At 49.4% G+C, this 24,072-nt stretch carries 24 protein-coding genes, 1 tRNA gene and 1 riboswitch; of the genes, 8 read left to right on the forward strand and 17 right to left on the reverse strand.

All coding sequences use genetic code 11. The annotated features are described in order from the left end of the window. From HMPREF2865_RS01925 to HMPREF2865_RS01965, 11 genes are all read right to left on the reverse strand, one after another. Window positions 1–2,047: ESPR-type extended signal peptide-containing protein (locus HMPREF2865_RS01925; protein ID WP_283120624.1), on the reverse strand; the 2,047-nt coding region annotated here is incomplete at its 3' end. A 765-nt stretch (window positions 2,048–2,812) separates the two neighbouring features. After that, window positions 2,813–2,941, reverse strand: a complete 129-nt coding sequence (locus tag HMPREF2865_RS12315; RefSeq protein WP_283120625.1) for a hypothetical protein — start codon at window positions 2,939–2,941, stop codon at window positions 2,813–2,815. 198 nt (window positions 2,942–3,139) lie between these two features. Beyond that, window positions 3,140–4,720 carry a bifunctional phosphoribosylaminoimidazolecarboxamide formyltransferase/IMP cyclohydrolase gene (gene purH, locus HMPREF2865_RS01930; RefSeq protein WP_070645283.1) on the reverse strand — a complete coding sequence of 527 codons (1,581 nt, stop codon included), beginning with the start codon at window positions 4,718–4,720 and terminating at the stop codon, window positions 3,140–3,142. Window positions 4,721–4,937: 217 nt separating this feature from the next. Continuing rightward, the gene (locus tag HMPREF2865_RS11915; RefSeq protein ID WP_168163624.1) at window positions 4,938–5,108 is read right to left on the reverse strand and encodes a hypothetical protein; all 171 of its coding nucleotides are present in this window, start codon (window positions 5,106–5,108) and stop codon (window positions 4,938–4,940) included. 65 nt (window positions 5,109–5,173) lie between these two features. Next, window positions 5,174–6,049, reverse strand: a complete 876-nt coding sequence (locus tag HMPREF2865_RS01935) for a DMT family transporter (RefSeq protein WP_070459340.1) — start codon at window positions 6,047–6,049, stop codon at window positions 5,174–5,176. A gap of 181 nt (window positions 6,050–6,230) precedes the next feature. Continuing rightward, the gene (locus HMPREF2865_RS01940; protein ID WP_070459344.1) at window positions 6,231–6,470 is read right to left on the reverse strand and encodes a Fis family transcriptional regulator; all 240 of its coding nucleotides are present in this window, start codon (window positions 6,468–6,470) and stop codon (window positions 6,231–6,233) included. A 54-nt stretch (window positions 6,471–6,524) separates the two neighbouring features. Beyond that, complete coding sequence (gene dusB / locus HMPREF2865_RS01945) at window positions 6,525–7,529, reverse strand: tRNA dihydrouridine synthase DusB (protein WP_070645285.1); 1,005 nt, start codon at window positions 7,527–7,529, stop codon at window positions 6,525–6,527. Window positions 7,530–7,660: 131 nt separating this feature from the next. Beyond that, window positions 7,661–8,311 (reverse strand): site-2 protease family protein, encoded by a 651-nt coding sequence (locus HMPREF2865_RS01950; RefSeq protein ID WP_070585035.1) that lies wholly within the window; start codon window positions 8,309–8,311, stop codon window positions 7,661–7,663. A gap of 71 nt (window positions 8,312–8,382) precedes the next feature. Continuing rightward, the gene (locus tag HMPREF2865_RS01955; protein WP_070585037.1) at window positions 8,383–9,627 is read right to left on the reverse strand and encodes a hypothetical protein; all 1,245 of its coding nucleotides are present in this window, start codon (window positions 9,625–9,627) and stop codon (window positions 8,383–8,385) included. A 210-nt stretch (window positions 9,628–9,837) separates the two neighbouring features. Beyond that, complete coding sequence (gene glnA / locus HMPREF2865_RS01960; RefSeq protein WP_049328869.1) at window positions 9,838–11,256, reverse strand: type I glutamate--ammonia ligase; 1,419 nt, start codon at window positions 11,254–11,256, stop codon at window positions 9,838–9,840. Between the two features lie 239 nt (window positions 11,257–11,495). Beyond that, on the reverse strand, window positions 11,496–11,882 hold the full coding sequence (locus HMPREF2865_RS01965; RefSeq protein ID WP_070645287.1) for a surface-adhesin E family protein: 387 nt from the start codon (window positions 11,880–11,882) through the stop codon (window positions 11,496–11,498). Between the two features lie 165 nt (window positions 11,883–12,047). Between HMPREF2865_RS01965 and aroE the strand changes: the two genes are divergently transcribed. Next, the gene (gene aroE / locus HMPREF2865_RS01970) at window positions 12,048–12,857 is read left to right on the forward strand and encodes a shikimate dehydrogenase (RefSeq protein WP_070645289.1); all 810 of its coding nucleotides are present in this window, start codon (window positions 12,048–12,050) and stop codon (window positions 12,855–12,857) included. Between the two features lie 2 nt (window positions 12,858–12,859). Then, complete coding sequence (mtgA, locus tag HMPREF2865_RS01975) at window positions 12,860–13,561, forward strand: monofunctional biosynthetic peptidoglycan transglycosylase (RefSeq protein WP_003748438.1); 702 nt, start codon at window positions 12,860–12,862, stop codon at window positions 13,559–13,561. A 39-nt stretch (window positions 13,562–13,600) separates the two neighbouring features. Here the strand turns inward: mtgA and pncB are convergent, their stop codons facing one another. Further along, the gene (pncB, locus tag HMPREF2865_RS01980) at window positions 13,601–14,821 is read right to left on the reverse strand and encodes a nicotinate phosphoribosyltransferase (protein WP_049332299.1); all 1,221 of its coding nucleotides are present in this window, start codon (window positions 14,819–14,821) and stop codon (window positions 13,601–13,603) included. A 92-nt stretch (window positions 14,822–14,913) separates the two neighbouring features. Further along, a complete protein-coding gene (locus HMPREF2865_RS01985) occupies window positions 14,914–16,209 on the reverse strand; it encodes a M23 family metallopeptidase (RefSeq protein WP_070645291.1) in 1,296 nt (431 codons plus the stop codon). A gap of 362 nt (window positions 16,210–16,571) precedes the next feature. Between HMPREF2865_RS01985 and HMPREF2865_RS01990 the strand changes: the two genes are divergently transcribed. Next, complete coding sequence (locus HMPREF2865_RS01990) at window positions 16,572–17,552, forward strand: hypothetical protein (protein ID WP_070645293.1); 981 nt, start codon at window positions 16,572–16,574, stop codon at window positions 17,550–17,552. A 6-nt stretch (window positions 17,553–17,558) separates the two neighbouring features. Here HMPREF2865_RS01990 and rfaQ read toward each other — a convergent pair whose 3' ends face one another. Next, complete coding sequence (rfaQ, locus tag HMPREF2865_RS01995) at window positions 17,559–18,641, reverse strand: putative lipopolysaccharide heptosyltransferase III (RefSeq protein WP_070645295.1); 1,083 nt, start codon at window positions 18,639–18,641, stop codon at window positions 17,559–17,561. Between the two features lie 147 nt (window positions 18,642–18,788). Next, a riboswitch (PreQ1 riboswitch) is annotated at window positions 18,789–18,833 on the forward strand. 3 nt (window positions 18,834–18,836) lie between these two features. Here rfaQ and queF point away from each other — a divergent pair. Both queF and HMPREF2865_RS02005 read left to right on the forward strand, forming a co-directional pair. Next, window positions 18,837–19,310 (forward strand): preQ(1) synthase, encoded by a 474-nt coding sequence (queF, locus tag HMPREF2865_RS02000; RefSeq protein WP_003748427.1) that lies wholly within the window; start codon window positions 18,837–18,839, stop codon window positions 19,308–19,310. 100 nt (window positions 19,311–19,410) lie between these two features. Next, window positions 19,411–20,088, forward strand: coding sequence for a 7-cyano-7-deazaguanine/7-aminomethyl-7-deazaguanine transporter (locus HMPREF2865_RS02005; protein ID WP_003748425.1), 678 nt, complete (start codon window positions 19,411–19,413; stop codon window positions 20,086–20,088). Window positions 20,089–20,155: 67 nt separating this feature from the next. Here HMPREF2865_RS02005 and ubiM read toward each other — a convergent pair whose 3' ends face one another. The 3 genes from ubiM to rplU form a co-directional block, all read right to left on the reverse strand. Continuing rightward, window positions 20,156–21,340, reverse strand: coding sequence for a 5-demethoxyubiquinol-8 5-hydroxylase UbiM (gene ubiM, locus HMPREF2865_RS02010; protein ID WP_003680095.1), 1,185 nt, complete (start codon window positions 21,338–21,340; stop codon window positions 20,156–20,158). A 274-nt stretch (window positions 21,341–21,614) separates the two neighbouring features. Beyond that, the gene (rpmA, locus tag HMPREF2865_RS02015) at window positions 21,615–21,887 is read right to left on the reverse strand and encodes a 50S ribosomal protein L27 (protein WP_002212328.1); all 273 of its coding nucleotides are present in this window, start codon (window positions 21,885–21,887) and stop codon (window positions 21,615–21,617) included. A 27-nt stretch (window positions 21,888–21,914) separates the two neighbouring features. After that, on the reverse strand, window positions 21,915–22,223 hold the full coding sequence (gene rplU, locus HMPREF2865_RS02020; protein WP_002216394.1) for a 50S ribosomal protein L21: 309 nt from the start codon (window positions 22,221–22,223) through the stop codon (window positions 21,915–21,917). Window positions 22,224–22,485: 262 nt separating this feature from the next. Here rplU and ispB point away from each other — a divergent pair, with 262 nt between their 5' ends. From ispB to HMPREF2865_RS02035, 3 genes are all read left to right on the forward strand, one after another. Next, on the forward strand, window positions 22,486–23,460 hold the full coding sequence (gene ispB, locus HMPREF2865_RS02025; RefSeq protein WP_070645297.1) for an octaprenyl diphosphate synthase: 975 nt from the start codon (window positions 22,486–22,488) through the stop codon (window positions 23,458–23,460). Between the two features lie 4 nt (window positions 23,461–23,464). Beyond that, the gene (locus tag HMPREF2865_RS02030; protein WP_070645299.1) at window positions 23,465–23,911 is read left to right on the forward strand and encodes a DUF441 domain-containing protein; all 447 of its coding nucleotides are present in this window, start codon (window positions 23,465–23,467) and stop codon (window positions 23,909–23,911) included. 18 nt (window positions 23,912–23,929) lie between these two features. After that, window positions 23,930–24,004: transfer RNA gene (locus HMPREF2865_RS02035), tRNA-Arg, on the forward strand. Window positions 24,005–24,072 lie beyond the last annotated feature (68 nt).

Genomic DNA, 24,072 nt, shown 5'->3' on the forward strand with positions numbered 1-24,072 from the left:
CTTTGTCGCCTTTTTCGCCTTTAGCGCCGGCTTCGCCGTCTTTACCGTTCTTACCATCTTTTACGATAGTAGTAGTGATTGAACCATCACCTTGATTGATAATAGTGATTTTATGGGTACCGTTAGCGTCATCATCTTCAACTTCAACAGTGAAGCTGTTGCCATTTACGCCAGTATCACCTTTTTCGCCTTTTTCGCCAGCGGCGCCGGTATCGCCTTTAGGACCAGCAGGACCAGTATCGCCTTTTTCGCCTTTAGGGCCAGCAGGACCAGCATCACCTTTTTCGCCTTTAGCACCACCACCTACTACGCTCAGGGTGTATTCGTTAGTGCCGTTTGAAGTCATTTTCAGACCTTCACCAGCGATCAGTTTCAGGGTGTTACCGGCATTTGATTTAGGATCGTATGTGTATCTACCTACATCTGGTGAGCTACCGCTCTCATTGTGGCCTGAGAATACAAACGGATTCAGATTTTCGATGCGGTTTGCTACGGCAAACAATTGAGAGCCGTTGATTGCATCGGTGGAAGTTGAAGAGATACGGCCTGCGGCAACGTTTTGGATTTGACGTTCTTTACCTGCAGAACCTACAGACAATACTGCGCCGTTATTTAAACCGCTGGTTGCGCCTGCGAAACCACCGTAAGTGTAGCCGCCAACAGTACCACTGTTGGTAGGTACGAATTTGCTGGTTGTAGAACCGTTACCCAGAGCTACGCTGTTTTCGATAGTAGATTTAGCTTCAGTACCCAAAGCCAGAGTGTTTCTAGCTGTTGCTTGAGCATCGTTACCCAGAGCAGTTGCATATTCACCGCCATTGGCTTGAGCGCCACGGCCTAATGCAATCGCTTGCGTAGAAGCAGCGTTACTTTGTACGCCCAAAGCTACCGAGTATTTGCCATTTGCTTTAGCAGCTGGACCGAAGGCAGAAGCAGAAATGCCGTCAGCTACGGAACCACGACCGATTGCTACGTCAGAACCTTTTTTAGCTTGAGCGTCGCCACCCAATGCTACTGCGCCGTTTGCCAAGGCTTGAGCGCGCTCACCGATAGCAGTTGCTACGATACCTTCTGCTTGAGCTGCTGTACCGATTGCCATTGCTGAACCGGCATTGTTTACTACGCCGTCACCATCAGAACCAGCAGAAGCACCATCGGCTTTAGCGTTATAACCTACTGCAATGTCAGCAGCTTTGTTAGCAATTGCGGCATTACCATGAGCGACAGAGTTATTACCCAAAGCTTTTGCTGTAAAACCTGTTGCGAGAGATTGCTCGCCACTTGCTGTAGAACCAGCACCTGTTGCAATAGCTCGAGTACCGGTAGCAGTAGCACGCAAACCAACAGCAACCGCATTGGTAGCACTTGCAGTTGTATTTTTACCAACAGCTACAGCATTATCACCAGCTGCAGCAGACTCATAACCAACAGAAACTGCAGAAGAACCAGAAGCATTAGATGATTTACCTACGGCAATAGTAGCCTGACCAGATGCTTTTGATCCAGAACCAAAAGCAAGAGACTCGCCACCACTAGCATTTGCTTGCTTACCAATAGCTACGTCCATATCTGTGCGTGATGTCGCCTCTCGACCAATTGCAACGGAGTCTTGAGATATATTCGTTGCATTATGACCAATGGCAATACCGTTTTGATTTTCAGCTTTAGCTCCCAAACCAATAGCTACTGATGCATCACCAGTACCAGTTGCATTAGTACCAACAGCAATTGCGTCATGAGAGACTATATTACTATCGTTGTTTCTGTAAGTGTTTGCGCCAGTACCGATATTGATATTGCCCATACCTTGATTGGTACCACTGATATTCCAGGGACTATCTGATTTAATGGTAATCGTACTAGCAGATGTTTCCACACCTGCTTGAGCAGCACTAGAAGCCATCAAAGCACCTGCCGCTGCAACTGCAGCAGCTACGGCTTTACGCTTGTCAGAAGCGGATTTTTTGCCGTGTGCATGGCTGATCTCGGAAACCGCGGTCCATGTCTGGGTCGCGTGATTCCAAATGACTTTAAAGACTTTATTCATATCGATTTTCCTGTAAGGGGTTTGATTTCTTTTGGGACGTGTTGCTCGGCTATAAACCGCCTGTCCACACATTTGCCGCATTTCAGAGTTTCCCCTTTATGCGGTTTCATGCCGTAATCTCGTGTATGCAATTCCCGTGCCAAAAGTCTCCACTCGGCCGAATAGCAGCTAAAAGCCTGTTTTATGGGATTTTATGCTGATACATTTTGGGAAGCTTGTGAAGTTTGGGAAACGATGTGCCGTTTTTTGTCAGCTTGTTTCTTAACAAGTCACTTTTTGTCAACTTCCTTCAATGCATTCGGAATCCTTGTCCAAATTTTATATGCGTTTGGTTTCGCAAATCAACTCTTCCGATAAAGTGTTATTTTTTCGCTCTCAACGGTAATCCCCGTTAGATTTACTTGTTGCTTTATTTAAACGCTTTTTCTAGCTATTTGATTTTACGTTTTTATTCTTAAACAATAATGATTATTAAATAATATATGATTTAGATAGTTTCTATTGTAATAGATTTGAATATTGAATTTATTTAGGTAATTAATGAAATTTGTATTGAAAATTGGTTTGAAACGTGTAATGGCTTTGCATAGCCTGTTTTTAGACGGCCTTGACCTTTCCTAACATATAAATAGTGCGCAAATGACACGAATTTATGCGCTATTAAGCCGATAAATAACATTAAAAAGGCAAGTGTAAAACTTGCCTTTACGTTTGGGATTTGTTTGTTCTCTATTGTAGAAAACTGTGTTGTTTTTTCAGACGGCCTTACCAACGGAATGTTTGGGTCACGCCTGCGGAAGCGCCGTTGTTGCCGGCATTGCCGTAGCCGCCGGTATGACTGGAAGCGCAGGCAGTGAGTGTGGCGAGGGTGAGAATGAGGAGGATGTGTTTCATGTTTTTTTCTCTGAGTGGATTGGTTTGAGACTTGGGTGTTGTGTTGCCGTATTAATCGGGCTGGCTGGAGCTTGGTTGCTTTGTCCTGATTTGTAGTTAGGCCGCTAAATTGTTTGATGATTGAAGAAGGCCGTCTGAAAACGGGTTTCATGATATTGAAACTTTGTTTTCAGACGGCCTTTATTTTATATCAGCTTATTAGTGACGGAAATGACGGATGCCGGTGACGACCATGGCGATGCCGTGTTCGTCCGCTGCGTCAAAGACTTCTTGGTCGCGCATGGAGCCTGCCGGATGGATGATGGCTTTGATGCCCTGCTCGGCAATGACATCTACGCCGTCGCGGAATGGGAAGAAGGCATCGGAAGCGGCACATGCGCCGTTGAGGTCGAGATTGGCATCTTGCGCTTTGCGGGCGGCGATGCGGGTGCTGTCCACGCGGCTCATTTGGCCTGCGCCGATGCCGTAGGTTTGACCGCCTTTGCCGAAGACGATGGCGTTGGATTTGACGTATTTTGCGACGTTCCATACAAACATCAGGTCGTTCCATTCTTGCTCGGTCGGTTGGCGTTTGGAGACGACTTTCAAATCGGCGCGGTTGAGGCGGTGAATGTCGGGCGTTTGTACCAATAGTCCGCCGCCGACGCGTTTGAGTTCAAAGCGGTTGGCACCTGCTTCTAGAGGCACTTCCAATACGCGCACATTTTTCTTGGCGGCGGCGATTTCGAGGGCTTCGGCGGTGAACTTCGGCGCCATGAGGACTTCCATAAATTGGTTGTCGGTAATTTGTTTGACGGTTTCGCCGTCCACTTCGCGGTTGAAGGCAATGATGCCGCCGAATGCGCTGGTGGTGTCGGTGGCGTAGGCGAGTTTGTAGGCATCCAAGGTATTGGAGGCGATGGCTACGCCGCACGGATTGGCGTGTTTCACGATCACGCAGGCCGGCGCGTCAAAGGATTTGACGGCTTCCCATGCGGCATCGGCATCGGCAATGTTGTTGTAAGACAATTCTTTGCCTTGCAGCTGTTTGTAGGCGGAAAGGCTGCCTGCGGCTGGGTAAATATCGCGGTAGAACGCGGCGCGTTGGTGCGGATTTTCGCCGTAGCGCATGTCTTGCACTTTAATCCAGCTTTGGTTGAACTGGCTTGGGAATTCGCCGATTTTGGGCTGGCCGCTCAAGACGTCGTCTGAAAGCGAGGTCAGGTAGTTGGAAATCATGCCATCGTATTGGGCGGTATGGCTGAATGCTTTGCGTGAGAGGTTGAAACGGGTTTTGTCGCTCAATGCGCCGTTGTTGGCTTCGAGTTCGGCAGCGATGGCAGGGAAATCGGCGGTATCGGTAACGATGGCGACGTGTTTCCAGTTTTTCGCGGCAGAGCGCACCATGGTCGGGCCGCCGATGTCGATGTTTTCAATCGCGTCTTCCAGTGTGCAGTTTGGTTTGGCAATGGTGGCGGCGAAGGGGTAGAGGTTGACGCACACGAGGTCGATGTTGCCGATGCCGTGTTCTTCCATCTTGGCAACGTGTTCGTCCAAATCGCGACGGCCGAGGATGCCGCCGTGGATTTTCGGATGCAGGGTTTTCACGCGGCCGTCGAGCATTTCGGGGAAGCCGGTATAGTCGGCAACTTCGATAACGGGAACGCCTGCATCAGCCAAGAGCTTTGCTGTACCGCCGGTAGAGAGGATTTCAACACCGAGCTTGGTCAGGGTTTGGGCAAATTCGACTGCGCCTGTCTTGTCGGATAGGCTGATCAGGGCGCGTTTGATGGAAGACATTTGGATTTCCTTTGTTGAAGGTTTAATCAGTATGGGATGAAATTTCAGGGCGGTATTATCCCCCAGTTTCGCATTTTTAGCAGTAGGTTTTTGCAAATATTGTTAACAATTTTATTGTAAAAGGCCGTCTGAAACTTGGTTTCAGACGGCCTTTTGCTTTTGCCTATTTAAATCCCATTTTTTTCGCCACCCATACTGCGCCTGCCATGCCTGTGCATCATGGCATGAGTAAGGCAACGGGGGCGTAGGTTAGCTGGCATTTGTGCGCGGCAAGCGGTCGATTGTAATACTTGGCAATGACGGCCTGTACAGCGGCTTTGTCGTTATCGGGGGCAGCCGACGCCAAGATAGGGCAGGCAAGTACAAGTAGGGAAATAATGCGTTTCATGGAAATTTTCCCAAAATGTTTTATTAAAAATGATACTGCTGACTTAAGGCCGTCTGAAACCGTTTTCAGACGGCCTTTTTATGTTTGTTGCTCACACGTGTCAGCATACCGGCGACAAAAGTGGACGCAATAACGACGGTAATGCCCATCGCAGACATGGTACTTAAATGTTCGCCCAAAATTAACACCGCCATGATAACGCCGATGACAGGCTCAAGCGAAATCAGCAGGCCGGAGACGTTGGCAGGGACTGTGTTCATGCCTTTGTTCCACAACAGATAGGCAAGCCAGCTGCAGCCAATCCCCATATACAAAACCGACAGCGTACCGCCCCATGACCAATTGATTTGATAACTGTCTGCCAACACCAGCGAAAACGGCAGGCACAACACCGCCGCCACTGCCATGGAAGCCGCGGTAAATGCAGGCGCACCAATACGGACAATCATCTGCTGGCTCGGACGTATCACACCTGCAAAACCGAATCCCGCGAGCAAAATCAGCAGACAGCCGAACCAGTCAATCGTACCGCCCTCTTCTGCACCGCCCATGACCATCATGCCCACGCCGGCAAACGCCACCGCGCAGCAAATCCAGTGGTAAAGTTTGGCTTTGTCGTTGAAGAAGAAATGACCGACAAAGACGACCAGCAAAGGCTCCAGCCCCACCATGGTAACCGCGCTGGCCGCAGATGTATATTTCAAACCGATAAACTGGAGCATCAAAACGACAACGTAGTTGACAAAGGAAATCCACAACAACGGCTTCCACTCGCTCCGCGGAATCCTGCCCAAATGACGGCGGCACGACGGCAGCACCATCAATGCGGCAATCAACAATCGCGCCTCAACCATCAGCGTCGGGTCGAGCATCTCATAGGAATACTTGGCAGCGATAAACGAGCTGCCCCAGATTAACAGTGCGAGTATTTGGTAAAGCATGGTTCAACTCATGGTAAAAAAATTAATCGTTTCTTCTCTGGTTTTCAGACGGCCTGAAGCCTTTTCAAGCTGTTTTTATTTTGATTGTGTCAACGAATCCAAAAAATATCTAACTGATGGATAAATGATCCGGCCGGTTCTTTCATTATAGGCAGGCAGCAATGCACCCTATTCCTCTCTATTACAACAAACCATGCTGCTGCAGCTTTTTACGCAAGGTATTGCGGTTTAACCCCAAAATGGCCGCCGCTTTAGATTGGTTGCCGCCGCATTGTTCCATCACGCAAATCAGCATCGGCTTTTCGACTTGGTGCAACACCATATCGTACACGCCGCAAGGTTCCGTACCATCCAAGTCTTTGAAGTATTGTCGTAAGTTTTGCTCAATACATTGCGCAATGTCAGTAGTCGTTTGATTCATCGTGATGTCTTTCTTTGGATTTGTTTTTTAAATGATGAGGCCGTCTGAAACCCTTTAGTCTTCCCGATAGTGGCATACCCAGCGGTCGGTTTTCTCTGAAAGCGTCTCAAGATAGGCGGCAAGGGTGTCGTATTGTGCTGCGGCGCTGTCCAAGCGGTTGATGTCCCTGCGTGTTTGTTCGCCGTCGGGCATTTCGTCGATGTACCAGCCGATGTGTTTGCGGGCGATGCGTACTCCGGCAATTTCTCCATAAAATTCATGCATGGCGCGGATGTGGTTCAAAATGGTGGTATTGCATTCTGCCAAGCTCAAGGCTGGCGGCAAAACGCCGTGTTCGGCGTAATGTTTTAAATCACGGAAAAGCCACGGCCTGCCTTGTGCGCCGCGCCCTATCATGATGCCGTCGGCGGCTGTTTGCTTGAGTACGGAGGTGGCTTTTTGCGGCGAAGTGATATCGCCGTTGACCCAAACGGGGATGTTCAGACGGCCTTTGGTTTCGGCAATCAGTTCGTAACGCGCTTCGCCTTTGTACATCTGCGTACGGGTGCGGCCATGGATGGCAAGGGCTGCGATGCCTGATTCTTCGGCAATTTTGGCGATGGTCGGCAAGTTTTGATGTTCGTCATGCCAGCCCAAACGGGTTTTGAGGGTAACGGGTACGTCCACCGCATTTACAACGGCTTTCAAGATTTCGGCAACCAAAGGCTCGTTTTGCATCAACGCGCTGCCTGCCTGCACATTGCAGACTTTTTTGGCCGGACAGCCCATGTTGATGTCAATCACCTGCGCGCCCAAGCCGACGTTGTAACGCGCAGCTTCCGCCATCTGCTGCGGATCGCTGCCGGCAATCTGCACGGCCACCACTCCGCCCTCGCCTTCAAAATCGTTGCGGCGCAAGGTTTTTTTGGTATGGCGCAAGCTCGGATCGCTGGTCAGCATTTCGCATACCGCCCACCCTGCGCCAAACTCGCGGCAAATCCGGCGGAACGGTTTGTCCGTAATGCCTGCCATGGGGGCGAGTGCGATGGGGTTGTCAATGAAATAACCGCCGATGTGCATGATGTGTGCGCCAAATTGAAAGGGCTGAAATTGTACAATTTTTAAGCAACTTTTCCAATCGTATTTACATGTTGCACAATGAAAAAGGCCGTCTGAAACTGAATTTCAGACGGCCTTTTCAGCCAAAACATTTAAATAAACAGCATGACCACCATCTGCACTGCTGTCTGAATCATGGCAATAATCGGCCAAATCAGTTTGGCCAGCAGGCCGGTAAACAAAAGAATCAGGATAATCCATGTACCGTATGGCTCGATTTTACGGAACTGCATGGACTGCTTGGCGTTAAGGAAGGTATCGAGAAAAATACCGCCGTCCCAAGGCAAAATCGGAATCAGGCTGAATGCGACCCAAATCGAGTTCACCATCACGCCGTAACCGGCCATCTGCACCAACGGCGCTTGATAAGACTCAGGCACATACGCGGCAAGTACGACGACAAAACCCCAAAAGAACGCCAAAATCAGATTGGCAATCGGACCTGAAATCGACACCCAACGCCACGCGCGGCGCGGATCGCGGAAATTGCGCGAATCGATGGGCATAGGACGCGCCCAGCCGAACAGAAAACTGCCAATCATCAGACACACCAGCGGCACGACAATCGTACCGACAGGGTCGATGTGCGGCAGTGGATTGAGGGTCAAACGCCCGAACTGCTCGCCGGTATGGTCGCCCCAATACCGCGCCGTATAACCGCGTGCCACTTCGCGCACGGTAATGGCCAACAACACGGGCAATACTGCCAGCAAAAATACGCCTAAATCAAAATTTGCAAACATGGTTTTCCTTATCAAATATGCCGTCTGAAAACAAAAATATCCTTAAATATCCTTTCAGACGGCCTGAGGCTTTAATCGTCTTCTTTTTTATTCGAACTGAAAAACTCTTTCAGCTCTTTCCAAGTAATGCCCTTACCTTGCGGATTCAATTTGAAGACCGGTTTGCCGTAATTGCTGTACACACTGTCGCCGATAATATTAATGGCCTTATGTGTGCCGTTGATTTGCATATACATGCGGGAAGCCAACATGCGGCCTTTGCGGTCGAGATAATAGTCGACAACAAGATTGTTACCGAATATCCGCTGGACGCTAAGTGGCTGGTTATCACTTATGTTGACAGACATACTGAAAAATTCCCGCGCATTTTTATAATCTTCTTCTGTTGACCCTGGTTGAGGCGTTTTCTGTAATTTCGACAATTCTTCATCAAAAGCCTTAGCCATTGCCTTCATTACGACAGAATCATACTCCGGTTTCATGACATGACGTACACGATAGCGTGCATGGTTTGCCTTACCAAAGGCATCCATTTCTTTAAATACATATGCATCGGCAGGCATAGCCTTATTGGCACTCAAAAAAGCACGTACTCCCGCCTCTGCAATATGATCAAAAGGCACGCCTTTCGAATCACCAATTTCTTTCAAACTCAATTTTAAAGGTTCTTTGATTAAACGTTTACCGATTTTCTCATCGGTGTACACACTAATAATGGCAGCAGCACTGGCAGGCGGATCCATATAAATTTCCCATTTTTCCGCATCCAGTTTCATAGGAAGTTTGATACTAAGTTTTTCATTGTGGTTGTTGATGGCCAATTCAGGAATCATCTCAAACTGACGCGTTGATAGGTCAACAGCTACCTCATAATTCAGATGAACCCCTTCCATGTAACTGGATATGGCAGGATATTTATCCAGATAATCAACGGCAACTTGTGCGATATTGCCGTCCGGCAAGGCATCAAGCATTGCATTGCGGAACTCAGCCTCTTCTCGTTCAGAAAACTCCTGCTTCAAAGCAGCGTCGTCTTCTTGAGCAACCTCCATAGAGGCTGCCTCCTCCCCCTCTTTGGCTTTGGCATCCTCTGCTTTCGCTTCGGCTTTCTTTTCCACCTTTTCATCTGCCAATACAGCTTCAGCCAATGGGCTGATATATACTTGAGAGCTGCCTGTGATGTTAAAGCTGTGGTCTTCTTTTAAAATACGGTCATTGGAAATCGACATGACCTCGTGCGCGGTTTTGTGATCCAAATTACTGCACGCGCTCAAACCAAATGCTGCAGCAATGGCCAAACCAATTATCTTCTTCATTCTGCCCAACCTTTTTGATTAAATGATTCCGTTAGCACAATTTAACACAAGGCACCGATTCCATAAAGGCTTTCAAACAGCATGATTCATTGCTTCTCGCTATCATACCTAATTCAATCGCCCTATCTATTTCAAGCCTAAAGGCCGTCTGAAACTTCAAATCCAGTTTCAGACGGCCTTTGATTTCCTATTTAAAATGCCTCAGCTGTTTTACAGGCTGTAATACATTTCAAATTCCAGTGGATGCGGCGCCATGCGGATACGGCGGACATCTTCCTCTTTGAAGGCGATGTAGCTGTCGATCCAGTCTTTGCTGAACACGCCGCCGCGCAGGAGGAATTCGTGGTCGGCTTTGAGGGCGGCCAGTGCTTCTTCCAAAGAAGCGCAAACGGTTGGCACCAATGCATCTTCTTCCGGAGGCAGGTCATACAGGTTTTTATCGGCAGGGTCGCCCGGATGGATTTTGTTTTGAATACCGTCCAAACCGGCCATCAACAAAGCAGCAAATGCCAAGTATGGGTTGGCGGTCGGATCAGGGAAACGCGCTTCGATACGGCGTGCTTTGCTGCTGTTCACAGACGGAATGCGGATGGAAGCGGAACGGTTTTTGGCGGAGTATGCCAGTTTGGTCGGCGCTTCAAAGTGCGGCACGAGGCGTTTGTAGGAGTTGGTGGACGGATTGGTAATCGCGTTCAGGGCTTTGGCGTGTTTGATGATGCCGCCGATGTAATAAAGGGCGGTATCGGACAAACCGGCATAGCCGTCTCCTGAGAACAGGTTTTGACCATCTTTCCAAATGGATTGGTGAACGTGCATACCGCTGCCGTTGTCGCCCATAATCGGTTTGGGCATGAATGTAGCGGTTTTGCCGAAGTTGTGGGCAACGTTTTGAATCACGTATTTCATGTCTTGGGTTTGGTCGGCGCGTTTAACCAAAGTAGCGAAACGGGTACCGATTTCCATTTGGCTGCCGGTACCGACTTCGGCGTGATGCACTTCCACTTCGATGCCGAGCTCTTCCAAAACATTGACCATGGCAGAACGCAGGTCTTGACCGCAGTCAATCGGCGCAACAGGTGCGTAACCGCCTTTGACGGTCGGGCGGTGGCCGGTGTTTTGACCGTCCATGTGCAGGCCGCTTGACCATGCGCCGCTTTCGGAAGTGATTTCGTAACGGGTTTTGTGCATGTCGGTTTCAAATTCTACGCCGTCGAAGACGAAGAATTCAGGCTCTGGGCCGAAATAGGCGGTGTCGCCGATACCGGAAGATTTCAAATAGGCTTCGGCGCGGCGTGCGATAGAGCGGGGATCGCGGTCATAGCCTTGGCCGTCGGCCGGGTCGATGACGTCGCAGGTAAAGACAACGGTGGTATCGTCGTAGAAAGGATCAACAAAGGCTGTAGACGCATCGGGACGCAACTGCATATCGGAAGCCTGAATACCTTTCCAACCGCCGATGGACGAACCGTCAAACGCTTGACCGTTTTCAAACCATTCTTCGGGATCGTCGAGGACGATGCGGGCGGGGATGGTAAAGTGGTGCTGCTTGCCTTTGGTATCGGTAAAGCGCAAATCTACGAAGCGGGCTTCGCTTTCTTCAATCAGTTTTACAGCGTCTTTGATGGACATCTTCAGCTCCTGAGGGAATAGGTTTAAGTTGTTATTCTACCACGGTAAGGCCGTCTGAAATACATCAGGGCACCCGTTTTTACGCAATGAAATATAGTTTCAGACGGCAAGATTGTCAACAATCCTTCTCTTACTGTATTCTTGAAAACCGAAATCTAATCTGTATTACCGTCTTTTGTCCGAGTTTATAGTGGCTTAAAATAGAAAAGCCAATCATTCATCCTGTGCCGATAAAACAGTTATCGCGGCTCATGGTTGCAGACAAAGTTGTACATATACTCCCCAGATGTTTCAGGAAAAACATATTCCCATTTGCTTCCATAAGGAGGAGTATAAGAGTCAACCAACTTTGCTGATTTTGAATACACTGCAAAAGTTAATATCCGATATCTCCTATTACTGCAATCCATTTCTCTTAGTGATTTCATTTGAATAATAAATTTATTATTAAGATATTTTTGGGGTTTCTTATACCTATCCTCAAACCAAGCCCGATTATGGGTGCGGCTATCCACATCGCCATAGGTAACACCATCATCATTAAAGCTTAATCCTACCCAATCTGTCGCTGCAGCCTGAGTTGCTAATCCCACCGTTAATAATGCTAAAAGTAACATCTTTTTCATGCCAAACCTCTGTAATTTTTATCAAAAAATAAAGTTGTATTATAAAAAATGGATTTTTCAGGTAGCAAAAAATTATATCATGCCGTTGTAAAGCGTATTCCCCCCCAGCGTTCCCATCTTCCCTCCGTCGTTATAAAATAGCTGTCCTATTTTTGGAATACAACCATGACAACTATCTCCCGTTACGCCGTTTTCGGCAATCCCGTTGTACACAGTAAATCGCCGCAAATCCATCAGCAATTTGCGCTGCAGGAAGGTACGGCCATCGAATATGAGCGCATTTGTGCCGACATCGGCGGTTTTTCCGAGGCCGTTGCGGCGTTTCGTGCCGAGGGTGGGCAAGGTGCGAATGTAACCGTCCCATTCAAGCAGGAAGCTTTTGCGCTGGCGGACGAGCATTCCGACCGCGCTTTGGCTGCCGGCGCGGTCAATACGCTGGTGTGGTTGGAAGACGGCAGGATACGCGGCGACAACACCGACGGTATCGGTTTGGCCAACGACATCACGCAGGTCAAAAACATTGCCATCGAGGGCAAAACCATTTTGCTTTTGGGTGCAGGCGGCGCTGTGCGCGGCGTGATTCCGGTATTGAAAGAACACCACCCTGCCCGTATCGTCATTGCCAACCGTACCCATGCCAAGGCCGAGGAATTGGCGCAGCTTTTCGGCATTGAAGCCGTCCCGATGGCGGATTTGAACGGTGGTTTTGATATCATCATCAACGGCACGTCCGGCGGCTTGAGCGGTCAGCTTCCTGCCGTCAGCCCTGAAATTCTCCGCGACTGCTGCCTTGCCTACGATATGGTTTACGGCGACGCGGCGCAGGCGTTTTTGAACTTTGCCCAAAGCAACGGCGCGGCCGAAGTTTCAGACGGCCTGGGCATGCTGGTCGGTCAGGCTGCCGCTTCTTACCATATTTGGCGCGGATTTACGCCCGATATCCGCCCCGTTATCGAATACATGAAAGCCCTGTAACCATGTTCCGCATCATCAAATGGCTGATTGCCCTGCCCATCGGCATCTTCATTTTCTTCAACGCTTATGTGTACGGCAACATCATTACCTACCGCGCCGTCGCGCCCAGCAAAACCGCCTTTATGTCCATGCGCATGAGCCAGTTTGCAAGCGAAGGGCGCGATGTCGAGCTGGATTACCGCTGGGTGCCGTACGACCAAATCTCCGTCAACCTCAAAAAAGCCCTGATTGCTTCCGAAGATGCCAATTTTGCCGAACACAGCGGCTTTGACTGGAACGGTATCAAATACGCCATGAAACGCAATAAGCAAAGCGGCGAAGTCAAAGCCGGCGGTTCGACCATCAGCCAGCAGCTGGCAAAAAACCTGTTTCTCAACGAAAGCCGCAGCTACATCCGCAAAGGCGAAGAAGCGGCGATTACGGCGATGATGGAAGCGGTTACCGACAAAGACCGCATTTTCGAGCTGTATCTGAACTCAATCGAATGGCACTACGGCGTATTCGGCGCGGAAGCGGCGTCCCAGTATTTCTACAAGAAACCTGCCTCCGCCCTCACCCGCCAACAAGCCGCCAAACTCACGGCGCGCGTTCCGGCTCCGCTGTTTTACGCAGACCATCCTAAGAGCAAACGGATGCACAACAAAACCAATATCATCCTGCGCCGCATGGGTTCGGCAGAATTGCCCGAAAGCGATATGGATTAATTCAAAAGGCCGTCTGAACATTTCAGACGGCCTTTGTTTTTAGGCTTTTTCTTCCGGCTCCGGTACGTCAAACACTTGGCGCAGATAAGCGAGGAAGGTGTTGTTGGTGGTCATGGTTTTGCCCGGGGAGTCGGAGAGTTTGGCAACGGATTGGCCGTTGCACTCGACGAGCTTCAAGACAATGTTCAAAGGCGTGTGTCCTAAATCGTTGGTCAGGTTGGTACCGATACCGAAACTGGTTTTGAAACGGTCTTTGAAGTATTGGTGCAACGCCCATGAACGCTCAATATCGAGGCCGTCTGAAAAGGTCAGCATTTTGGTGCGGCTGTCGATTTTGAGTTTTTTGTAATGCTCGTAGGCTTTGTCGCCCCAAACATAAGGATCGCCGCTGTCGTGGCGCAGGCCGTCGAAGAGTTTGGCGAAGTACAGGTCGAAGTCGCGCAAGAAGGCATCCATGCCGACTACGTCGGTCAGGGCGATACCGAGGTCACCGCGGTATTCGTGTACCCAGCTTTCCAGCGCGGCTTTTTGGAAATTGCGCAAACGTACGTCCAAGGCTTGGAAGGCTTGGAGGAACTCGTGCGCCATGGTGCCGATGGGTGTGATGCCGAGTTTTTTGGCCAGATAAACATTGCTGGTACCGCGCACGATATCGGGAGCAGCTTCTAACAAGGTGCGGATAACGTGTTCCTGCCATGCGAGGGTGTAGCGGCGGCGCGTGCCGAAATCGGAAATAAGGAACGGCGGATCATTCGGATTTTGAGTGGCCGCGATTTCTTTCAGCTGTTGCGCTTTGGCCTGCAAACGGCGCTCGCCCTCTTCGATGACGGCAGGCGTTTCCAAGCGGCGGAAATAGAGTTCGTTGACGATGGCAAGAATGAAAATCTCGAAGAACATCGCCTGTATCATCGGGCCTTCGATGCGGATGTTCAGACGGCCTTGATCGTCGGGGCTGACTTGGACAAAGCGGCGTTGGAGTTGGAAAAGTTCGAGATAATCGACAAAGTCGCTTTTGATAAAGCGCAGGCTGCGCAGATAGTCGAGTTCGTCATGGGTAAAGCGCAGCTGGCACAGGGAATCGAGTTCGCGTTCCAAGTCTTCTTGAATATCGGCCAGCGGATACACCATCTCTTTGTTGCGGCAGCGGAATTCGTAGAGGCTGTGGGTTTGCGGGAATTGGTGCAACACGACTTGCAGCATGGTGAATTTGTACAGGTCGGTATCAAGCAGGGATTGGATAATGGGCTGATGAGCAGACATAAGCTTTCTCTGAGTAAACGTGGGCGTTGAGGTATCGATTTTAATAGGAAAGGCCGTCTGAAAGAAACCTTATTCAGACGGCCTTTATCTTATTAATCCAGCTGCGCTACGGAAACCGGCAAAGAGCGGATGGTAGACAACATCGTGCTGGCATCTTTTTGCTGTTTGCGGAACGCGGCCATATTGGTCGGAGTCAATTTCGGCGTCGGCAGGGCAACGGTAGTCGGGTTAACCGGCTGGCCGTTGACGCGTGCTTCGTAGTGCAGGTGCGGACCGGTAGAACGGCCGGTTGTACCGACAAAACCAATCACTTCGCCGGCGCGGACTCTGCCATCGGCAGGGCTGAACGCGCTCATGTGGCCGTACAGGGTTTCCACACCGTTGGCATGGCGAATCATCACGGTATTACCGTAGCCGCCTTTCCAACCTTTAAAAATCACTTCACCGTCGGCAGCGGCCTTAATCGGCGTACCGGTCGGCGCGGCATAGTCGATACCGGTGTGCATACGGACGGTATGCAGAACCGGGTGGACACGGTAGCCGAACGGGGAGGAAATGCGCGTATATGCAACAGGCTCGGTATTAAAGCCTTCTTTTTGTTGCAGGGACTTACCGTTTTGGTCGTAGTAGCTACCGCTTTCTTCGTCGCCTTTGCCTTGGCTGTAATAATAGGCTTGGTAGGTTTTGCCGTCTTTAACCACTTCAGCCGCCAAAATATCGCCGACCGCCATTTGCTGGCCGCGGAAATACATGCTGTTGTACAAAAGACGCACGGTATCGCCTTCGCCCAAGTCGCTCATATTGAACGAGTCGGCAAAGATTTCTTTGAGCTGGATATACACTTCGGAAGGAATTTCGGCACGGAGCATATCGCCGATAGCGGAAGTGCGAATTTGTACGGAGCGCAGGGTCGGCATGGTTTTCATGTCGATTTCGGCATTGGAGATGCGCCATTTGCCCTTAACTTTTTCCAAAGCCACCAAGTTGCGTTCCAATTCTTCATCGGTAAAGAATTGAACGTCGGTCACTTGGCCTGAAGAATCAATGCGGATGTTGACGGATTGATTGGTCCGCAGGTTTTTCATGTCGAGGTTGGCATTGTTTTTCGCCATGATTTGCTTGATGTCTTCTTGGTTGACACCCATGCGCGTCAAAACGTCTGCCAAAGAGTCGCCGGCTTGGACGACTTCTTGCACCCAATAGCTGGATTGATAGGTATTGGTTTCCACATAAACGGCAGGCAGCTCTTCGGAAATACGCTCGACTTTGAAATCGGTTTGTGCTGGTTGAGGGTCGGTAATGGCGTATGCGGTCATGATGCCTGAAGCCGGCAGCAGAAACGCTAAGAGGGTTGCTTTGAATCGAGTGGAATATTTGTTTTTAATCACGCGTTATCCTTAATGGGGCGGTCTGTTTTTGAGGTTTGCAGAATGCCGGCACATCCGGCCTGCCGCGACCGCCTGCTGGTTTAAACAGTTTTGGGGATAAAGGACTTTGAGTCTTTTTTCCGATCTGAAAATCAGGTTTTCACTCGGAATGAATGAGGTCGTGTTTGAGATTGACGTTATTATCAGGGCTATTGTGTTGATTTACACCCTGTTTTTCTGAAATTTACGCCACGCATTTTAGCATGACAGCCCGTTTTTTCCAAACCGGCCGTCTGAACGGCTCTTTTTCAGGGCGTGAGGGCAAGGTTCCGAAACGCATCATTTGTCGCGTAAAATAACGGTTTTTCTATCCATTTGCGCTTATGAAGCTGACCCTCGCCCTCCCCTCGCTCAACCGCTTTGCCGACGAATCCGTCCCTGAACTTGCCTTACCTGCTTTTAACCGTCTTTTGCGTTACGGCATATTACGCAAAGAAACACTCAGGCCGTCTGAATTTTACGGACGCCATTTGTGGAACGGCAGCCTCATTACCCAAGTGCAACGTTTACGCCACACAAGCCAAAAACGCGCGGCCGCTTTTGCCTCTCCGGTTTGGCAACAAATGGGCATGCACCATGTCAACATTATCAGCAGCGAGTTTATCGGCATCCAAAAAGAGGAGGCGCAACGGTTATGTGCGGATTTGTCGGCGTTTTATCAAGATAAAGATTGGCAATTCGAGCCGCTTTGCGAAAGCATGTGGCTGCTCAGTATGCCGAAGACTGAAGATTGGGGCGCAGAATGTGTTTTGGATGTATGCGGACAACCGGAAATGGACGGTCAGGCACACGGTAAAGATGCGGTGTCTTGGTTGGCCATGCAGACGGAAATCCAAATGTTTCTCCACTCGCATCCGATTAACCAAGCGCGTGAGCAACAAGGATTGCCGGAAATCAACAGTTTGTGGCTGTGGAATGATGCGGACGGTACACAGTCTGCGGATATCGTCGCCTCAGACAGCGCATGGGCGCGTTTTTCGGATACGCCCAAACTCGATGCGCCGTATGATTTGAAGGCTTGGTTTGAGATGGTTCAAGAAACAGGCAACACTGTTTCAGACGGCCTTATCTTTTTGGACGACTTGGTTTCCACCTTACAAACAGGCGATGTTTGGGCATACAAAGATATTTTGGAAAGCTGGGAAACCCGTTGGTTTGCGCCTTTATGGGACGCACTCGCTTCAGGCCGTCTGAAAACCGTGTGCATTGCCACAGACGGTGAAAACGGCGGCACGCTGGAAATCGGCCGCCGTTCCAAATGGGCATTTTGGCGCAAAGCTAAAACGTTTAACGGATCGTGGTAAACGGTTTTAAGCCTCCAACGCTTCCAATCTGGCAGAAATTCTATCCCACACATCCTGCAACGGAATCGCTTTCAACAAACGTGTCGGATCGTTGGTATCGATGCTGTCGGGGTTGGGCAGTTCTGCATAATCGCCGGCATAAATGACTTCCGCCTGCTCGGAATACGGACGCCATTTATCCACCCATGACGCGCCAAACAAAGCGATTTGCGGTTTATCCAAAGCAGCGGCGATGTGCATCGGTGCGGAATCGACACCGACAAACAGCTTCGCTCCCTCAATGGCCGCCTCCAATTCACGCAGGCTCAAGCATCCGGACAACACATATACTTTTCTACCCTCCGGAATATTCAGACGGCCTATAATTTCCTGAAGCATGTATTGCTCGACAGTGTCGGGAGAAGCAGTCAATACGACATTCTGCCCACTGTTGAGCAGAAGCTGTACGATGGCGGCATTCTTGCCGTCTTCCCAACATTTGAAATGCCAGCGCGCGCCCGGGTGCAGCAACACATAATCTTCGCCGTTCCAACCCTGCTCACGCAATTTCTGCTGCATGCTTTCCCTTGCATCTTGTGCCACCCAAAGGCGCACTTTGGCATCGGCTACATCTTCCGGCTGGATAAGCGGCGCGAGGATATTCAATTGGTTTTCAACGATATGATGGCTGGTATCAAGCTCATGGTTGATAAAATCATGACAGAAACGCCACCAGAAACCGTCACGCTTGATGCAGTCCAAACCCACGCTGCAACGGGCGCACAGTTTGGCAATGACAGCCGCGCGCCATTGGTCGGACAGATTGAAAGCCCAGTCGTAATCGCGTGCCTTCAGCTTAGACAAAAGGTTTTTTTCACACGCCAACTGCTTGAATACGCCCAGCTTCTTCCAATTTCGATCAATAGTAAAAATCTGTGCAATCTGCGGATTATCGGCAATCAGCTGCTCCGTACCGGCATACACCAGCATATCGATTTCGCAATCGGGGAAACGGGTTTTCAGCGCATCGACCACCGGCGTGCTCAAAAGCACATCGCCATGATGGCGCAATTTGATGATCAGAATACGTTTGGGTTGGGCTAAAGACATACAAAACTTTCAGACGGCCTGTTGATTGGCTGCTATTGTAAAGCGGAAAACAGGTTTCATAAAATACAAAACAGGCCGTCTGAAAGCTATCCTGCTGATTCATCGCTATAAAATCCGCACAAGCCATGCAATTTATATTACAATCCGCACCCCGTGGTTCGAAAACCTCCCACATTAAAAAACTAAGGAAACCTCATGTCCCGCAACAACGAAGAGCTGCAAGGCATCTCCCTTTTGGGCAACCAGAAAACCCAATACCCGAGCGAATACGCGCCTGAAATTTTGGAAGCGTTCGACAACAAACATCCCGACAACGACTATTTCGTCAAATTCGTCTGCCCCGAGTTCACCAGCCTCTGCCCGATGACCGGCCAGCCCGACTTTGCCACCATCTACATCCGCTACATCCCCCATATCAAAATGGTGGAAAGCAAATCACTGAAACTCTATCTCTTCAGCTTCCGCAACCACGGCGACTTCCATGAAGACTGCGTCAACATCATCATGAAAGACCTCATCGCCCTGATGGATCCGAAATACATCGAAGTATTCGGCGAATTCACACCGCGCGGCGGCATCGCCATTCATCCGTTTGCCAACTACGGCAAAGCAGGCACAGAGTTTGAAGCTTTGGCACGCAAACGCCTGTTTGAACACGACGCACAATAATTCCGTTCAGACGGCCTAACGCCCTTTTCATGGCAAGACTTTATTTATTGCACAGTCTCGCAAGGCTTCATGCCGTCTGAAAAACCTCCGAAAGATTTCCATGTACGAATTTACTGCCGCACAGCAGAAGAAAGCGCTCTTCTGGCTGGTGCTTTTCCATATTTTTATTATTGCCGCCAGCAACTATCTGGTGCAGTTCCCCTTTCAAATTTTCGGTATCTTTACCACTTGGGGCGCATTTTCCTTTCCATTTATCTTCCTCGCTACCGACCTGACCGTGCGCATTTTCGGTGCACCGTTGGCGAGACGGATTATTTTTTGGGTAATGTTCCCGGCTCTGCTGCTCTCTTACGTCTTCTCCGTCCTCTTTCATGACGGAAACTGGACAGGCTGGGCATCTTTGGCCGAATTTAACACCTTCGTCGGCCGTATCGCATTGGCCAGCTTTTCCGCCTATGCGCTCGGGCAAATCCTCGATATTTTCGTGTTCAACAGATTGCGCCGTCTGAAATCATGGTGGATTGCCCCTACTGCTTCCACCGTGGTCGGCAATGCGTTGGACACGCTGGTGTTTTTCGCCGTTGCCTTTTATGCGAGCAACGATGAATTTATGGCGGCAAATTGGCAGGGCATCGCATTTGTCGATTATCTGTTCAAACTCGCCATCTGCACCCTCTTCTTCCTGCCCGCCTACGGCATCGTATTGAGCATCTTGACCAAAAAACTGACTTCCTTAAACGTCCGTCAAGAAATGCCCGAATCGGTTTTAGCCAAATAAGCAGCAGATAAAAAACAAGGCCGTCTGAAACTTTAATCGTTCAGACGGCCTTTTATGTTTTAAACAATTAACCGGTTAATTGTTTGGTAATCAGTTTTTTCAGCGGCGGGAAGTTATTGCTTGCACGCAATACCAAACCGCGCAGCAGTTTCGCCGGAGCAGTTTCATTGGTAAAGAGTTTCAGCAGCATATTGGTGCCGTGGTAAATCGGATGGGCGTGGAGCATATGCTTGGTGCTGTATTTTTCCAGCAGGCTCTTCGCACCAATATCCTGACCGCGTTGCTCGGCTTCAAGCACCAATTTAGCCAAGAGATCGGCACTTGCCAGACCCAAGTTAAAGCCGTGCGCAGTAACCGGATGCATACCGACCGCAGCATCGCCGATCAACGCGCTGCGTTTGCCATAGAAACGTTGGGCAATCATACCGACCAAAGGATAATTGTGAATGGTGCTGACCAATTCCATATCGCCCAAACGGCCTTTGAGTTGCTCTTTCACGCTGGCCGCCAATTCTTCCGGCGACATGTTTTTAATCGTTTCGGCCTTATCGCTGTCCACCGTAATCACTGTATTGGTCAAGTGTTCTTCCAAAGGCAGCAACGCAATGGTGCGGCCATAGTGGAAGCATTCATATGCGGTATGCAGGTTGGACAGAGTATGCTTCATGCGGCACACAAACATGGTGCGGCTGTAATCGTGCATATCGGAAGAAATGCCCAATTGACGGCGCGTTTGCGAGAAGCGGCTATCGGCGGCCAACAACAGACGGCCGGTCAATACTTCGCCGCTTTCCAAAATAACTTGCGCCTCATCGTCAGAAGTTTTGACTTCTTTAACATTGGTGCCGGTCAGAATTTTCACGTTGTCCAATTTGGACACGACTTCATAAGCGGCTTTGCGGATATTGTGGTTGGAGATCAAATAGCCCAAGCAGTCCGCAGGCTCGCCGCGCGCCTGAGTCGGTTGTGGGAAGTGGAGCTGGTAATCGGAATGACCGTTCAACACTTTGGCATCGCGTAAAGGATAAATTTCGTCTTTTGGAATCAAATCCCACATACCCAATCGCTGCATGATTTCACGCGACAAGTGCGTCAATGCGATTTCACGGCCGTCATACGGCGGATTTTGCAACACTTCTAAAGGACTTCTTTCAATCAGGGTTATGTTCAAACCGCTTCCGGCCAACTCTGCGGCAAAACTTAATCCGGCAGGGCCTGCGCCGACGACGAGAATATCACTGTGTAAGCTCATGGGAGGAATTCCTTGTATTCAACTGATACGGATTTTTTCAGACGGCCTTAAGTTTACTGTGTTTAGCTACATGAGGGTAAATCAAAGGCATTTGATAGATTATATAGAAAGAGTCGATAGAATAAAACAAAGGCTATCGATTGTAAGCACGTTTTTACTTTAGCCTTAATATAAATCAAGCTTCACGACATACGGATTTTATCAAACAGACAAAACAGTCTGACAAACAAAAACCGCATTCCGAAAAGGAATGCGGTTTTCAATCGTAAAACGATTATTCTTCAGAACCGGTGTAAGGACGGATGCTGACGGTTTTACGGTTCAGCGCGCCTTTGGTTTTGAATTCAACGTAACCGTCGACTTTAGCAAACAAAGTGTGGTCTTTGCCCATGCCTACGTTGTCACCTGCGTGGAATTTAGTACCACGTTGACGAACGATGATAGAGCCTGCCGGAATCAGCTCGTTGCCGTAGGCTTTAACGCCCAAGCGTTTGGCTTCTGAATCGCGACCGTTGCGGGTGCTACCGCCTGCTTTTTTACTTGCCATTTGTAATACTCCTGAACTTACTTGAAATTAGGCGATTGCCACGATTTCGATTTGGGTGAAATTTTGGCGATGGCCTTGGCGTTTTTGGTAGTGTTTGCGACGACGCATTTTGAAAATGCGTACTTTCTCGCCACGACCATGAGCAACGACTTTAGCTGTTACTTTTGCGCCTTCGATAAAAGGTGCGCCTACTTTTACAGATTCGCCGTCAGCAATCATCAAAACTTCAGTCAGTTCGATTTGGCTGTCGAGTTCGGCTGGTATCTGTTCTACTTTCAATTTTTCGCCAACGGAAACTTTGTATTGTTTACCGCCGGTTTTTACGACCGCGTACATACTCAACTCCATGAGAATTAGGTTAACTTTCCGCACACCATGTGCGAAACGAGCTATTCTATTTCTATTTGCCTGTTTTGTCAAAATTTATTTTATTTACAAGTGAAAAGGCCGTCTGAAAGATATGTTGCATGCTTTTTAACTGATATAATTACGCGCTGGATTGCTGATATCTTTATGCAACATTATTACCCCGACCGAATGTACGGGTTTAAACAGATTTATTGGAGCCCCGCTCCGTTTTGTCAACAGAGAATGTTTTATGCTCGAAAACCTGCCTTACTTCCAACGCCACCTGCCCGATGACCTTGCCAAAGTTAATGCGGTCATCAACCAAGCTGTTCAATCCGATGTTGCGCTGATTTCGCAAATCGGCACATACATCATCAGCGCGGGCGGTAAGCGCCTGCGTCCGATTATTACCATTTTGGCAGGCAAAGCAATCGGGCATGACGATGAAAAACTGTACTCGCTGGCAGCGATGGTGGAATTCATCCACACCTCCACCCTCCTGCACGACGATGTCGTCGATGAAAGCGATTTGCGCCGCGGCCGTAAAACCGCAAACAACCTCTTCGGCAACGCGGCGGCTGTTTTGGTCGGCGACTTCCTCTATACACGCGCCTTCCAACTGATGGTTGGTTCTGGCAGCATGCGTATCTTGGAAGTGATGGCAGATGCAACCAACATCATCGCCGAAGGCGAAGTCATGCAGCTGATGAACATCGGCAATACGGATATTACCGAAGAGCAATACGTCCAAGTTATCCAATACAAAACAGCAAAACTGTTTGAAGCGGCCGCGCAAGTCGGCGCAATTTTGGGCAAGGCTTCCCCCGAACACGAGCAAGCCTTGAAAGACTACGGCATGTACGTCGGTACGGCTTTCCAAATCATTGACGATGTATTGGACTATTCAGGCGAAACCGAAGAAATCGGCAAAAACGTCGGCGACGATTTGGCAGAAGGCAAACCTACCCTGCCATTGATTTACCTGATGCGAAACGGCTCCGAGCAGGCTGTAAACGATGTGCGCCACGCTTTGGAAAATGCCGACCGTAGCTATTTTGAAAAAATCCACGACTATGTCGTCAACTCCGACGCTTTGCCGTATTCGATTTCCGAAGCGAAAAAAGCCGTCGACAAAGCCATCGCTTCATTGAACGTGTTGCCTAACAGCGAAGTCAAAGAAGCCATGATCCAACTGGCAAAAGAATCCTTGGCCCGAGTATCTTAATCCGATGAATTTCAGCTTTGTCCCTTTGTTTCTGGTTACGCTGATTTTTTTGGGCGTCGTCAGCAACAACAACTCGATTACGATTTCCGCGGCCGTCTTATTGCTGATGCAGCAAACTGCTTTGTCGCAATACATTCCCTTCGTGGAAAAACACGGCCTGCAAGTGGGCATCATCCTGCTGACCATCGGTGTATTGAGCCCGCTGGTTTCCGGTAAAATCCAGATTCCGCCGGTTTCCGAGTTTATCAATTTCAAAATGATTGCCGCCGTCCTTATCGGCATTTTGGTTGCCTGGCTTGCCGGGCGCGGCGTTCCATTGATGAGCGAACAGCCTGTTTTAGTAACCGGATTATTAATCGGCACAGTCATCGGCGTTGCTTTTGTTGGCGGCATTCCGGTCGGCCCTCTGATTGCCGCCGGCTTATTGTCTTTTTTTGCCGGAAAGGTTTAAAATCCCCTCCTTTAACGCCTCGCCATAGTTCAACGGATAGAACGTATGCCTCCTAAGCGTAAAATACAGGTTCGATTCCTGTTGGCGAGGCCACAGTTTCAATAAAAGCCTTTCATATTTTGAAAGGCTGAGACCTTTGCAAAATTCCCCAAAATCCCCTA

The sequence above is a fragment of the Neisseria sp. HMSC073G10 genome, assembly GCF_001812605.1.
In the GTDB taxonomy this organism is placed as follows: domain Bacteria; phylum Pseudomonadota; class Gammaproteobacteria; order Burkholderiales; family Neisseriaceae; genus Neisseria; species Neisseria subflava_A.

What these genes read in the sequence shown, in the direction of transcription:
- HMPREF2865_RS12315 (WP_283120625.1), bottom strand. Translation starts at nt 2,941, where the DNA reads ATGAAACACATCCTCCTCATTCTCACCCTCGCCACACTCACTGCCTGC.
- purH (WP_070645283.1), bottom strand. Translation starts at nt 4,720, where the DNA reads ATGTCTTCCATCAAACGCGCCCTGATCAGCCTATCCGACAAGACAGGC.
- HMPREF2865_RS11915 (WP_168163624.1), bottom strand. Translation starts at nt 5,108, where the DNA reads ATGAAACGCATTATTTCCCTACTTGTACTTGCCTGCCCTATCTTGGCG.
- HMPREF2865_RS01935 (WP_070459340.1), bottom strand. Translation starts at nt 6,049, where the DNA reads ATGCTTTACCAAATACTCGCACTGTTAATCTGGGGCAGCTCGTTTATC.
- HMPREF2865_RS01940 (WP_070459344.1), bottom strand. Translation starts at nt 6,470, where the DNA reads ATGAATCAAACGACTACTGACATTGCGCAATGTATTGAGCAAAACTTA.
- dusB (WP_070645285.1), bottom strand. Translation starts at nt 7,529, where the DNA reads ATGCACATCGGCGGTTATTTCATTGACAACCCCATCGCACTCGCCCCC.
- HMPREF2865_RS01950 (WP_070585035.1), bottom strand. Translation starts at nt 8,311, where the DNA reads ATGTTTGCAAATTTTGATTTAGGCGTATTTTTGCTGGCAGTATTGCCC.
- HMPREF2865_RS01955 (WP_070585037.1), bottom strand. Translation starts at nt 9,627, where the DNA reads ATGAAGAAGATAATTGGTTTGGCCATTGCTGCAGCATTTGGTTTGAGC.
- glnA (WP_049328869.1), bottom strand. Translation starts at nt 11,256, where the DNA reads ATGTCCATCAAAGACGCTGTAAAACTGATTGAAGAAAGCGAAGCCCGC.
- HMPREF2865_RS01965 (WP_070645287.1), bottom strand. Translation starts at nt 11,882, where the DNA reads ATGAAAAAGATGTTACTTTTAGCATTATTAACGGTGGGATTAGCAACT.
- aroE (WP_070645289.1), top strand. Translation starts at nt 12,048, where the DNA reads ATGACAACTATCTCCCGTTACGCCGTTTTCGGCAATCCCGTTGTACAC.
- mtgA (WP_003748438.1), top strand. Translation starts at nt 12,860, where the DNA reads ATGTTCCGCATCATCAAATGGCTGATTGCCCTGCCCATCGGCATCTTC.
- pncB (WP_049332299.1), bottom strand. Translation starts at nt 14,821, where the DNA reads ATGTCTGCTCATCAGCCCATTATCCAATCCCTGCTTGATACCGACCTG.
- HMPREF2865_RS01990 (WP_070645293.1), top strand. Translation starts at nt 16,572, where the DNA reads ATGAAGCTGACCCTCGCCCTCCCCTCGCTCAACCGCTTTGCCGACGAA.
- rfaQ (WP_070645295.1), bottom strand. Translation starts at nt 18,641, where the DNA reads ATGTCTTTAGCCCAACCCAAACGTATTCTGATCATCAAATTGCGCCAT.
- queF (WP_003748427.1), top strand. Translation starts at nt 18,837, where the DNA reads ATGTCCCGCAACAACGAAGAGCTGCAAGGCATCTCCCTTTTGGGCAAC.
- HMPREF2865_RS02005 (WP_003748425.1), top strand. Translation starts at nt 19,411, where the DNA reads ATGTACGAATTTACTGCCGCACAGCAGAAGAAAGCGCTCTTCTGGCTG.
- ubiM (WP_003680095.1), bottom strand. Translation starts at nt 21,340, where the DNA reads ATGAGCTTACACAGTGATATTCTCGTCGTCGGCGCAGGCCCTGCCGGA.
- rpmA (WP_002212328.1), bottom strand. Translation starts at nt 21,887, where the DNA reads ATGGCAAGTAAAAAAGCAGGCGGTAGCACCCGCAACGGTCGCGATTCA.
- rplU (WP_002216394.1), bottom strand. Translation starts at nt 22,223, where the DNA reads ATGTACGCGGTCGTAAAAACCGGCGGTAAACAATACAAAGTTTCCGTT.
- ispB (WP_070645297.1), top strand. Translation starts at nt 22,486, where the DNA reads ATGCTCGAAAACCTGCCTTACTTCCAACGCCACCTGCCCGATGACCTT.
- HMPREF2865_RS02030 (WP_070645299.1), top strand. Translation starts at nt 23,465, where the DNA reads ATGAATTTCAGCTTTGTCCCTTTGTTTCTGGTTACGCTGATTTTTTTG.